10 protein-coding genes are annotated in these 12,489 nt (G+C 71.8%); all 10 read right to left on the bottom strand.

Going from position 1 to position 12,489, the window contains the following annotated elements; translation table 11 throughout:
• Positions 1-17: 17 nt before the first annotated feature.
• Positions 18-2,402: a hypothetical protein gene (locus SALPAC2_RS0102490; RefSeq protein WP_018215048.1), complete on the bottom strand. Its 2,385-nt coding sequence runs from the start codon at positions 2,400-2,402 to the stop codon at positions 18-20.
• A complete protein-coding gene (locus SALPAC2_RS0102485; RefSeq protein ID WP_018215047.1) occupies positions 2,402-3,568 on the bottom strand; it encodes a glycosyltransferase family 4 protein in 1,167 nt (388 codons plus the stop codon). The genes SALPAC2_RS0102490 and SALPAC2_RS0102485 overlap by 1 nt, the downstream gene beginning before the upstream one ends.
• On the bottom strand, positions 3,565-5,271 hold the full coding sequence (gene murJ, locus SALPAC2_RS0102480) for a murein biosynthesis integral membrane protein MurJ (protein WP_018215046.1): 1,707 nt from the start codon (positions 5,269-5,271) through the stop codon (positions 3,565-3,567). The genes SALPAC2_RS0102485 and murJ overlap by 4 nt, the downstream gene beginning before the upstream one ends.
• A 1-nt stretch (position 5,272) precedes the next feature.
• Positions 5,273-6,139: a hypothetical protein gene (locus tag SALPAC2_RS0102475; protein ID WP_018215045.1), complete on the bottom strand. Its 867-nt coding sequence runs from the start codon at positions 6,137-6,139 to the stop codon at positions 5,273-5,275.
• Positions 6,140-6,262: 123 nt separating this feature from the next.
• Entirely contained in the window at positions 6,263-7,210 is a 948-nt protein-coding gene (locus SALPAC2_RS0102470) for a copper transporter (protein WP_018215044.1), read from the bottom strand.
• A gap of 31 nt (positions 7,211-7,241) precedes the next feature.
• Entirely contained in the window at positions 7,242-8,420 is a 1,179-nt protein-coding gene (gene steA, locus SALPAC2_RS0102465; RefSeq protein ID WP_026184334.1) for a putative cytokinetic ring protein SteA, read from the bottom strand.
• 117 nt (positions 8,421-8,537) lie between these two features.
• Positions 8,538-10,295: a DNA repair protein RecN gene (recN, locus tag SALPAC2_RS0102460; RefSeq protein ID WP_018215042.1), complete on the bottom strand. Its 1,758-nt coding sequence runs from the start codon at positions 10,293-10,295 to the stop codon at positions 8,538-8,540.
• Between the two features lie 70 nt (positions 10,296-10,365).
• Positions 10,366-11,292: an NAD kinase gene (locus tag SALPAC2_RS0102455; protein WP_018215041.1), complete on the bottom strand. Its 927-nt coding sequence runs from the start codon at positions 11,290-11,292 to the stop codon at positions 10,366-10,368.
• A gap of 22 nt (positions 11,293-11,314) precedes the next feature.
• Positions 11,315-12,160 carry a TlyA family RNA methyltransferase gene (locus SALPAC2_RS0102450; protein ID WP_018215040.1) on the bottom strand — a complete coding sequence of 282 codons (846 nt, stop codon included), beginning with the start codon at positions 12,158-12,160 and terminating at the stop codon, positions 11,315-11,317.
• A 17-nt stretch (positions 12,161-12,177) separates the two neighbouring features.
• Positions 12,178-12,450 carry a hypothetical protein gene (locus tag SALPAC2_RS0102445; protein ID WP_018215039.1) on the bottom strand — a complete coding sequence of 91 codons (273 nt, stop codon included), beginning with the start codon at positions 12,448-12,450 and terminating at the stop codon, positions 12,178-12,180.
• Positions 12,451-12,489: the final 39 nt, after the last annotated feature.

Raw genomic sequence — 12,489 nt, 5'->3', positions numbered from 1 at the left:
CGCCTTCCGCTACCGGATCAGACCGACGTGACCTCGTCTGATGCCCGAGCCGTTGGGATCTTGCCGGCGGTTGGGCCGGCCTCCCGCCGGTCCACCGCCACCGCACCGGCGTCGCCGTCCCCGGACGGTCGCGGGTCGTCGGCCGAACCGACGCCATCCGGTGGCGAGTCAGCCGGGCCGTCGGCGTCGGTTACACCGCGGTCGGCACGGCCACCTTCGGCACCGACGTCATCCGAGGGCCGACCTCGATCCGGCCCGCCGCCGGCGCCGATCGAGCCCGCTGGGCTGCCGTCCCCTCCGGGCGTCGGACTGGTCCGGTCGGTGGAGTGGTCCAGTACCCGCAGCGCGGCGAGGGCCGCCATCGGCACCACCACCGCGACCGCCGCCCCGGCGACGTCCAGCGCCACCCCGCCCAGCAGTCCACCGAGCACCGCCGCGACCGCGATCCCGGTCATCGCTCCCCGAACTGCCGGGTAGATGCCGAACAGCCGCCGCAGGCCACCCCACGGCTGCAGCAGGGCGAACCACACCAGGAGCACACCGGCCAGGGTCAGCACCGTCAGCGGGCTGTCAAAGAACGTCATCAGGTTGGCGGAGCTGACCCGGTGCACAATCAGGCCCCCGGTTCCGTCGCCAACCGCGGCCAGGAACCGGCCCAGATCTCCTCGCTCGCCGATTGGACGGTCGAGGTCGACCAGGGCGAAACCCACCGTCACCGTCAGCCCGGCCATCGTCGCCCAGGCCAAGCGGGTAAGCGTCAACCACCCACTGGCGCTGATCGCCGCGGCGAGGCTCACCCCGGCGGTCAACGCGACCGCCCCGGTGGAGTCGGCTCCGAGGTAGGGGCTGCCGACCAGCACGACGGCGGCCCCACCGACGACCACGATCACCACCGGTCGCCGGGAGCGACGAACTCGCTGGGCGAGCCAGCCGGCCAGGAGCAGCACCCCGGCCAGCAGCACCCCAAGTCCTACCGTGCCCAGGCCGACGAAGCGGCCCCCATCCACCGCGGAGTAGCCCACGACGCCGTTGAGCTGCAGGTGAGCGCCGGTCAACACGTCGGCGCCGACCGTGAGCGTAGCCAGAAACGCCACCGCGCCCAGTGGCCCGAGGGTACTCCCATAGCTGGGCAGTAACCGGACGAGCGCCGTCGCGGCGACGGTCAGCCCGAGGGTGACCCCGGCGAAGCACCACCCGGGGTGCCCACCCCGCCACCACGGGACCAGGTCTGCCAGAAGTGCGGCCGGCAGGGCAAGCGCAGCCGCGACGAGCAGCAACTCCATCACCGCGACGATCCGCCGGGACACCGGCTGGGGACCGTACGGGCCGGCGTGCCGTCGAGCCCGGCGCAGCAGCGGTAGCACGGCCACCCCGAGGAGCACCTGCACGGCGGCGAGTAAACCGAAGAACCAGCCGGCGACACGGCGCTGGGCTCCGGCCTCCCGATCGGCGTCCACCGAGCCGGCGATCGCGGTGGCGAGGTCGGCGGGCCGGCCACCGACGGATTCGGCGGGCCGCCCCAGAAACGCAAGTTCGGGCAGTGGCCGACCCAGGGCGGTCAGCGCGGTCGGTGCGAGGTCAACCAGCTGCAGGTAGCCCGGACGGTCGGTGGTCGGGGAGGTCAGCCAGCCGCGTTCCCAGCCCTCGCCATCGGCGACCGCGACGTGCAGTCGGGACGGCTCCTCGGTGTCCGCCACTCCGGCGACGATGACCAGGGAGCGGGGCGGGCGGGCAGCCAGCACCCGGGCCAGCTGCGCGTCGGCCGCGCGGGCGGCAGCGGCCCGGTCCGCCGGATCCGAACCATCGACGACACCGAGATCGACGATGCTGAGCACGCACGAGCGCAGGAGGTCGGTCGGATCCGCCGGCAGTTCCGGCGCGTACCGGTCCACCCGGCCGAACGGCCGGGCAGCGGCCACCGCCGCACCCGGGCCCACCGCGACCGAACAACGCACCGACTCCGACAGCGAGCCCGGCACGGCCCCCCAGGAGAGCCGTTCCTGGTTCGGTAGGACGGCACCCTCCTGGTCCGGCAGGTTCGCACCGATTCCGTCCGGCCGTTCCACGACGACGTCGGTGGGCGGGCAGGTTCCCTCCGGCCGTTCGCCGGGCCAGGCGGCGAAGCTGCCCGCCCCAAGGGTGAGCCAGCCGTCCACCGGGCAGGTGGGCTGCTGGGCGGAGCGCACCGCCAACGACCCGATCGAGCCCTCCTGCGCCAACCGCCACAGTGTCGGTGTCGTCTGCGCGTCCACGTCCTCCCAGCGCAGCCCGGCTACCCCGGCCAGGACCACGAAATCGGCGGTCCGCTCCGGGGGACGGGCCGCCGGCCGGGCGGCCAGCGCGGCAACACCGAGCGCCACGACGAGTAGCGTCAGCAGGGCGGGGGTGAATCGGCGCAGCATTACGGCTGTCCTGTCGAGGGTGCGTCGGTGTCCGGGCTGGTGGGGCCGGCCGTGCCCGAAGACAGTTCGGCATAGAGGGCGACGAGTTGAGCGCAGGTTTCCGCCTCGGTCGGCCAGGTATCCGCCTGCCGGCGGGCCCGCTGACCCAACTCGGCCCGGCGGGTCGGGTCACCCAGCAGACCACCGACCGCGGTGTCAACCGCGTCGACGTCACCCGGCGGCACCAGAATGGCCGCGTCGTCGACCAGCTCCGGCAAGCCGCCGACCGCGGTCGCCACCAGCGGCACACCGACCCGCATCGCCTCCTGCGCGAACAGCTGCCGGGCCTCCCAGTCACTGGTGACCACAGCGATGTCGGCACCGGCCAGCAGGTCGGCCACATCAGTACGGTGCCCGAGCAGGGTCACCGGTGCGCGAGCAGCAGAGATCCGGGCGGCCAGTTGCAGGTACGCGGGTCCGGTGCCGGCGATCACCACCGCCGGCACCGGATCACGGGTCCGCCACCGGGCAGCGGCGTCCACCAGGAGGTCGTACCGCTTCTGGGGATGAAGTCGGCCAACCGACAGGATCAGCGGCTGGTCGTTGCCAACGCCGAACTCGGCGCGGACCGCGTCGCGGCGGCGGTGCGGCTCGGGCAGCGGCGGCGCGGCGACCGGGGCGAACCGGGCGTCCGGCGCACCCAACGCGGTGGCGCGTGCGACCAGGTCGGCGGAAGCACCGAGGGTCACCTGAGCGCCACGGGCAACAACCCGCTCGACCAGACGTGACACGCTGCCGCGCAGGCCGCCGCTGAGAACGGCGTTGTGCCAGGTCACCACCAGTGGGGCAGCCGGCCGGGCGACGACGGCGACCAGTCCGGCGCGCAGCCCGTGCGCGTGCACCGCAACGACCGGTTCGGCGGCCAGGGCCCGGCGAAACGCGGTCACCGCCCGCAGGTCGGCGGGGGTCGGGTTGGCGGGGATCTCCACCGCCTGGAAGCGGGCGCCGGCACCGGTGAAATTGAACTGCTCTTCGGTCGCGGCCGGGCCACAGACCAGCACCGCGATGCCCGCGCTGATCAGCCCGGTGGTCAACGACCGGACGTGCTGTCCCACACCGCCGGTGCTGGAGGCGAGCAGCAGGGCGACCGTGCCGCCCCGGCCGGCCCACGGGGTCGGTTCCGTCACCGGGACACCGTCTCCTTCCCGTCGCCCCGCTCCGGGGGGACGTCATCTTTCCGCTGTCCGCCGGCCGGGGTGGCCGACCGCCTCCCGCGGGTCAGCCCGAGCTTTCGCAGCGCTCCGGCGAGCAGTGGTCGTACGTCCGGCCGGTCCAGTATCCAGACCACCGCGAGGAACACGACACCGACCACGACACCGGACAGCATGCCCTGTACGAGGGCCACCGGCGCGCTCGGGGTGCCGTCGGTGGCCGCCAGCAACCACCGCGCCACCGCCCAACCCACCAACGCGGCGAGCCCTCCGCCGATCACCCCGGCGGCCCCGGCACGGCGAATTCCGGCCAGGGCAGTGGCGCCGGCGGTCCGTCGGACGGCGAGCACCAGCAGGGCACCGAGCACCACCATCCCCACCGAATTTGCCAGGGTGACCGCCGGAACCCGGTCCCGCAGCGGCAGCACGGCACTGAGCAGTAACGCCACAACGGGCACCACGAGAAAACCGACGGCGATCGCGCCGGTGGCCGCCCGCGCCTGCCCCCGCGCATAGAGGGCGCGGCTCAGCACGGCAAAGAGCCCGTAGCCAATCAGGCCGGGCGCGAAGCCGGCGATCCCGGCAGCGGCGGTCGCCGCCGCGCCGCCAGCGGGGAAGAAGAAGTACCCAACCGGCACGGCCGTACCGACCAGGACGGCCGCACCGAGGCAGCTCAGCAGCAGCACCCCCCGGGCGGTCGGGGCCAGCGTCGCCCGGTAGGCCGCCTCGTCCCCGACGGACCCGGCAGCGGCCAGGCTCGGATAGGCGGCCACCGCCAGCGGCACCGCCAGCACCGCCCACGGCAGCAGGTAGACCGTCTGGGCGAGCTGGAACGCGCCGAGGTTGCTGACCGCACCGTAGGAGACCTGGTTCAGGCTCACCACCAGCGCGACCTGCTGTGCGGTCACCGTCACCGCGCCGGCCACCGCGAGTCCACCGACCCGGGTACGGGCATCGGCGGGGAAGCGGAAGCCGAGCACCGGCGCGTATCCCAGCCGGCGGAACGGGAACAGCAGCGACAGGGACAGCACCGCCACTCCGGCGGTCGTCCCCAACGACAGCAGCAGTTCCCCGCCGCGGCTGACGCCCGCCACGCTGGCCAACCGCCCCTCGGCGGCGGTGAAGCCCAGGTAGACCGCGATGACGGTAAGGCTGGACAGCAGTGGGGCGATCACCGGCCAGGCGAACCGTCGGTGGGCCTGGAGCACCCCGGTGAGCACGATGCCGACCCCGTACAGCGGCAGCTGCGGGGCGAACACCCGCAGCATCCGCTCGCCGCTGGCCTGCTGGGCGGGGTCGAGTCCGCCGCCCAGCAGCTCCACGATCGGGCCGGCCAGCAGCGCCACCGCCAGCGCGAGCGGCACCAGCAGGGTGAGAACCCAGGTGAGCAGCGCTCCCGTGGTCCGGGCAACCGCGTCCCGGTCCGCCGCCGCCACCGGAGCGGCCAGCAGTGGCACGACCAGGCTGGCGAGGGCACCACCGGCGACCATCTCGAAGATCACGTTCGGAGCGGCGTTCGCCACCACATACGTGCCACCAAGATCGGTGGGCGCGAGCGTCCAGGCAAACACGGCGGTACGGCCAAAGCCGGCGAGCCGACTGACCACGGTGAGTACGGCGATCAGCGCGGCGGCCCCGGCTACTCGGCCGGCGGCGGCGTACGGGGCCGGGTTCGTCACGTCAGTCGGCGCGACGGCCCAGCGCGTCCAGCTCGCGCAGCCCGGGGGTCTGCTGAATGACCTGGGTGAAGCTGATCCGCTCGCTGGCGGCGGTGAGCCCGGCGAGGACGGCGAGCAGACCGGCCCGGCCGACCGGGCCGGTGCGCGCCGCGAGGGTGACGCCGAGCAGCGCACCGAGCGCGTTGGCGCCGCTGTCGCCGAGCATCACCTCCTCGTCGAGGTCAGCGGGGAGCAGCCCAGCGGCGGCACCAGCCGCACCGGCGACGATCCCGCCGTGCGGGCTTGTCACCAACGGTGAGCCGAGCAGCAGCCCGGATTTCACCGCCCGGCCGGGCCGCAGGTCGAGCAGGTTGACCAGGTTGGCGGTGCCGGCGATCACGCCCGCACCGAGGAGGACGTCCATGCCCCGGCCGACCGCGCCCTGCCGCTGCCGGCGCGGGTGCCGGGCGACGTCCGGGTCACCGGCGAGCAGCGTGGCGGCGGCGAGCCCCGCCGCACCCACACCAACGATCTTGACCAGGCCGGCGGTGATCCGCCCTTCGCGCAGCCCAGCGAGGTGCCCGGTGAAGCCCTTGGCGGACTTCTGCTCCGGCCGCGCGCCGACCACGTCGTCGTAGAGCCCCACCGCCCCGGCGCCGAGGCCGGCGACCAGGGCAGCTCCGCCGGCAGCGGGACCCGGTGCGCCGGCGGCACCGGCGACCGCGGCACCGGTAGCGAGCGCCGGGCCAGCCGCCAGGGTCACTGACCGGCCCCGAAAGTTCGTCCGCTCCAACGCTGGGCCCGCCGGTGAGGTTTGTACCGCACGCAACGCGTAGCGAGCGACGGCGGCACCGGCGCCGGCGACGACGAGCCGACCGAACCACCTCACGCCGTCACCTCGTGCCTCGCGGCGACCAGATGATCCGCCTGGCTGTGGCCCGCGACGGGTTGCTCGGCACGCTCACTCACACCGACTCCTTCCGGTTGGCGGGACAGAACCCGATGTTGATCGTCACGATTCCTGGGGCAGGGTGGGAACCAACGACCCGGCGTTGTCACCGACACCGTAGTGACCCGCCTTGTCCTCGGTGACCTGCTGCGCCAGGGCGAGCGCGGTGACCAGTTGCCCCTGGACGGTGTTGGCGTTGTCGACTGTGGAGATTTTCGCGGCCAGTACCGCGTCGTCCCGGACGAAGGCCACCAGGTTCCCGCCTTCCGAGCCGGTGCCGCCGACCACGGTCGTGCCGGTCCGATCAAACTGCTCAGTGATCTTGACTACCGACTCATCCTTCTCCGAGGAGTCCTTGTCCGTGTACGGCGGGCCGCTGACCACCACGACCGCCTCTGCCGACTGGGTGAGCCGCTCGGAGGTGGTGAGATAGTTGGCGTTCGCGTACGCGGCCAGCACGGCCCGCCGGTCGGCCTCACTGATCGGCGTCGCCTCCGGCACCCCGTCCAGCAGCACCGTGGCCAGCAGCGCGCTGGAGGTCTCCACACCATGCCCGTTGCCGGGCAGGTTGGTGGTCGGCGCGTTGGTGGGACGGGCCGCGGTGACGGCCAGTTCCAGCAGGTCGTTGTTGTTGTCCGGGTTGATGAACTTGTCCTGCAGGTCGACCCGGCCGACCACGTCGGCGTTGCCGAGCTGAAGCATATTGACCACGCCGTCGGTGTGCTTACGCCCCGTCGGCAGACTGAGCACCAGCACTCTCTTGCCGGTGAGCCGGCCTGGCATGACCACCCCGGCCAACTCGGCGGCGAAGTCATCCTCGCGGGTCAACTCCTCCTCGAGGTTGTTGACCGTCTGGCGCAACACCTGGTTGTCTTTCCGCAGCTCATTGACGTTGTCATTGAGAGCGTCCGCCACCGGCCCGTTGAGCGCGGTGGTACCAACCACCAGGCCGATCGCCAGCGCCAGGAAAACCGCGGTCAGGGACACCACGTGGTACCGGAAGTTGATCACACCTGCAGCCTCTTTGTCGGGTGGACCGGCGTCAGAAGAGCCGTTCCAGCTGGAACACGAAATTGTTCCACCACTCGGAGACCACACCCAGGTACGCCTTACCGACGGTGGAGACCGCCACGGCCGAGGCCATCGCGGCAATCGCGGACAGCACCAGCAGCAGCAGCGAGGACCCGGAGATGTTCTGCCGGTAGAGCCGGCTCACGCCCTTGGCGTCAACCAGCTTGCCGCCAACCTTCAGCCGGGTAAGGAAGGTCGACGCCATCCCGCCCCGCCCCTTGTCCAGGAACTCGACGAGCGTGGCGTGCGTGCCGACCGCCACCAAGAGCGAGGCACCCTTCTCGTCGGCGAGCAGCATCGCCAGGTCCTCGCTGGTGGCTGCGGCGGGAAAGGTGACCGCCGGGACGCCGAGACCATTGACCCGGGCCAGCCCGGGCGCCCGTCCGTCCGGGTAGGCGTGCACCACGACCTCAGCGCCGCACCGCAGCACGTCATCGGTCACCGAGTCCATATCACCGATGATCAAATCGGGTGGGTAGCCGGCCTCAACCAGGGCGTCCGCCCCGCCGTCCACGCCGATGAGTACCGGCTTGAACTCCCGGATGTACGGGCGCAGCACATCCAGGTCGGCCTTGTAGTCGTAGCCGCGCACCACGATCAGGCAGTGCCGGCCCTGAATTTCGGTGCGGATGTCCGGAACGCCCACCCCGTACAGCAGCAGGTCCCGCTCCTGCTTCAGGTAGACCATGGTGTTCGCGGCGAACGCCTCCAGCTGGACCGAGAGCCCTTCCCGAGCATCGGCCATCGCCTTCCCGATGGTCTCCGCATCCTGCAGATCACCGTGGGCCACCGGCTCTTCGCCCAGATAGACCGTGTTGCCATCGATCCGGACGGTGTCACCCTCCTGGATCCGTTCGAAGACGCCCTCGCCCAGATCGTCCAGGAGCGGAATACCGGCTTCGATCAGCACTTCCGGGCCGAGATTGGGATAGCGGCCCGAGACCGACGGCTTGGCGTTGAGGACTGCACCGACACCAACCGCCACCAGCGAATCGGCGGCGACCCGGTCCAGGTCAACGTGATCGATCACCGCAATATCACCGGGACGAAGCCGGCCAACCAGACGTTTTGTCCGACGGTCCAGGCGGGCAGTGCCGCTGGCCCGGCCCGGCTCAGCGGGTCGGTTCCAGCGCAACATGGGTAGACGCATCGTGACCATCCTGGCATGTAAAGCGGGCGACCTTCACGCGACATGCCTGCGCGGGCCGCCAGTCCAGACAAGCACACTACGGCGAAGCGGCGTGCCGGTGGTGCTACCGGCGCGCGGTTACGCCCGCCGCTCTCGCGCGGCCACCGCCAGCAACTCCTCAGCGTGCGCGATTCCCAGATCCGAATCCGGCAACCCCGCAAGCATACGGGCGAGTTCCCGCGCCCGTTCCGTGTCCTCGACCACCCGCACTCCACTGGTCGTCACCGCACCGCCGGTGTCCTTCGCCACCACTAGATGCCGGTCGGCGAAGGCAGCAACCTGGGGCAGATGGGTGACGACAAGCACCTGGTGGCTGCGAGCCAGCCGGGCCAGCCGACGGCCAATCTCCACCGCGGCCTGGCCACCAACCCCGGCGTCAACCTCGTCGAAGACCAGCGTGGGCGGACCGCCCGAGCCGGCGAAGACCACCTCGATGGCGAGCATCACCCGGGACAGCTCACCACCGGAGGCACCCCGCTGCAGCGGCAGGGCTGGCGCGCCCGGGTGGGCCAACAGGCGCAGCTCCACCTCATCGCCGCCGTCTGGCCCGAGCCCGACCTCGACACCATTGACCGAAAGGCCGGGTTCGGACTTCCCCACTGGGCGGGGCAGCACCCCCACCTCCACCCGAGCGTGCGGCATGGCCAACCCCGCCAATTCCGTCGTGACCTGCGCCGCAAACCGGGTCGCCGCCTCCTGTCGCGCCACCGACACCCGACCCGCCAACTCGGCCACCTCGCCGGCCAGCCGGGACACCTCCCGGTCCAACTCGTCGAGCAGTTCGTCCGAAGAATCCAGATCGGACAGTTGGGCCCGCGCCCGCTCAGCCCAGGCGATCACCCCGTCGGTGTCGTCGGCGTACTTGCGGGTCAGCGCCCGCAACGCGACTCGTCGCTCGTAGACCGCCTGCAGCCGCGCCGGATCAGCGTCGAGCCCCGCCAGATACGTCGACAACTCCGCGGAGACATCCGCGACCAGGGTCGCCGCCTCCTCCAGGCGCGCCGCCAGCTCCCCCAGGGCGGGGTCGGTACCGGACTGCCCGTCCAAGGTACGGCGGGCGGTGCCGAGTAGCGTCGTGACATCCGGGGTGTCCTCGGCGGCCTCCATTCCACCGGACACGCACTGCTGGGCCAGCCGCGCCGCCGTCCGCAGCCCCTCGGCGTGCTCCAGCCGCTGCGCCTCCGTCTTCAGCTCGTCGTCCTCGCCCGGCTGCGGATCAACCCGGGTGATTTCGTCGAGACCGAGGCGCAGCAGGTCGGCCTCCCGATTCCGCTCCCGCGCGTTTCGACGCCGGCTGGCCAGGTCGTCCACCACCGACCGCCACCGGGTGAACACCTCGCGCAACGCGTCGAGCAGCTTCTCGTGCTCCGGACCGGCAAACCGATCGAGCGCGGCGCGCTGCTCGGCCGGGCGCAACAACCGCAGTTGGTCGGACTGACCGTGCACCGCGAGCGCCTGCTCACCCACCTCGGCGAGCATCGACACCGGCATGCTCCGGCCGCCGAGGTGGGCCCGCGAACGGCCTTCTGTGGTGACAGTGCGGCTGAGCAACACCGAACCGTCCTCGTCCGGGTCACCGCCCGCGTCAATGATCCGGGCAGATACGGTCTCGGCAGCCCTTCCGGCCAGCCGCAGTCGACCCTCGACCACCGCGCGGCCGGGCTCGGCCCGCACCCGCCCGGCGTCGGCGCGCCCGCCAAAGAGCAGACCGAGACCGGTCACCACCATGGTCTTACCCGCACCGGTCTCACCAGTGATCACGTTCATTCCGCCGGTCAACGGCAGCGTCGTGTCCTCGATGACACCCAGTCCGGTGATGCGTAGCTCTTCCAGCACAGCACCCGACAGTAGACGCGGTGCCCGACGCTTGACCAGTCGACAGCCGCGGGCACCGGCGGTGGCCTGCTCAGTGTCGGCTGCCCCGCCAGCCCTGCACCGGCAGATCAAACTTGGCCACCAGCCGGTCGGTGAACGGCCGGGCGGTCAGCTGCACGATCCGCACCGGCAGGGCCCCGCGCCGCACCGTCACCCGAGCGCCCGGCGGAAGGTCGTACACCCGCCGTCCGTCACAGCAGAGCACCGCGAGACTGGTAAAGGGGTCCACGGTGATGACGAGGGTGGACGTGGGCGCGGTGACCAGCGGCCGGCTGAAGAGCGCGTGCGCGCTGATCGGCACCAACAACAAGGCCTCCACCTCGGGCCACACGACCGGGCCACCGCCGGAGAACGCGTACGCCGTGGAGCCGGTGGGAGTGGCGCAGACGACTCCGTCACAGCCATAGCGGGACAGCGGCCGCCCGTCAACGTCAACGAGGAGCTCGAGCATCTGGGCCCGCTCCCCCTTCTCGACGCTGATCTCGTTCAACGCCCAGGACTCGATCGTCGGTCCATCGTCGAACTCGGCGGTCACGTCCAGGGTGAGCCGTTCGTCCACCGTGTAGTTACGACGCACCACGTCCCGGACCACCGAGTCCAGGTGGTCGATCTCAGCCTCGGCGAGAAAGCCGACCTTACCCAGGTTGATCCCGAGTAGCGGCACCTTCGCCGGCCGGGCCAGCTCGGCCGCCCGCAGAAACGTACCGTCCCCACCCAACGCGAAGACGATCTCAGCGCCCTCCGCGGCTTCCGGACCGGTCACCGGAACCGCCCCGGGCAGGTCGAGATCCTCGGCCTCCTCGGCGAGAACGCGAATAACGAAGCCGGCCGCGATCAGATCCCCGGCAACCGCCCGCGCGTGTTCGGTGCTGCGCCGCCGCCCGGTGTGCGTCACCAGCAGCGCGGTCCGGTTCACCACGCCCGCCGTACCGTCCGAGGCCCGCTGTCGGCCCCACACGCCACCCGGCCCACCCGACCGCTCACCCCGCTACCTCCTCCGTAGCCGTGCCGGACCGACCGCCGGTGGCCCCGGCCGCCACGACCGCCCGCACCCGCTCCGGATCAGCCGCCGGCGCACCCCGGCGTAACCATACGAAGAACTCGACGTTCCCGCTGGGCCCCGGCAACGGGCTGGCACAGACATCAGCGAGACCCAACCCGAGCTGGTCCGCCGCAACCGCCACCGCCAGCACCGCCTCGGCCCGCAACGCTGGATCACGCACCACGCCCCCGGCGCCGACCCGATCGCGCCCCACCTCGAACTGCGGTTTCACCATCAACGCCAGATCGCCGTCCGGTCGGGTACAGGATGCCAGGGCCGGCAACACCAGCCGCAGGGAGATGAACGACAGGTCGGCGACGGTAAGGTCGACCGTACCGTCGATGGCCGCTGGCGTGAGAGTACGCACGTTGGTCCGCTCGAAGACGCGTACCCGCTCGTCGTTACGCAGTGGCCAGGCAAGCTGCCCGTACCCGACATCAACCGCCACCACCTCAGCCGCGCCGGCACGCAGCAGCACGTCGGTGAACCCACCCGTGGAAGCACCAGCGTCGAGGCAGCGCCGCCCAGCCGCGGCCAGCCCGCGCGGGCCGAAGGAGGCCAGTGCGCCAGCCAGCTTGTGCCCGCCCCGCGAGACGTACTCCGAAACCGGATCCGCTCCCGTGACCAGCAGCGGATCTGCAGGGTTGACCAGCGCGGCAACCTTACGGGCGGGGACCCCGCGTAGCTGAACGCGGCCAGCCTCCACCAAGGCGGCGGCCTGCTCACGCGAGCGGGCCAGGCCACGGCGGACGAGTTCCGCGTCCAACCGGGTACGACGTGCCATACCTGTTTCTCCGGGTCTTAGGACTGGTCAATGCTGGCGAGGGTTTCCCGCAGCGTTTCGTATGCCGCCTCGTACTGCGCGATCTGGTCCGCCAGGGGTAGTCCGGCGGCGTTGACCATCGCCTGCACGGCGGCGTCAACCGCCGGGTTCGGCGCCGCCGTCTCGACACCGGCCGTCTCGACACCGGCCTTCTCGGCGGCGAACCCAGCCGGCGGCGCTGGTCGCGGTGCCCCCGGTCCGGCGCCTGGCGGAACGCCCGGTGTTGGACCGGGGCGGGGCAGGGCGGTCACGGCCGCCCGCCAGCGGAGCCCAACCAGCGGTGGACGGCG

Source organism: Salinispora vitiensis, assembly GCF_000378825.1.
GTDB classification, from domain to species: domain Bacteria; phylum Actinomycetota; class Actinomycetes; order Mycobacteriales; family Micromonosporaceae; genus Micromonospora; species Micromonospora vitiensis.
The sequence above is the reverse complement of the archived record's forward strand: the minus strand, read 5'-3'. Positions and strand labels throughout refer to the sequence as shown.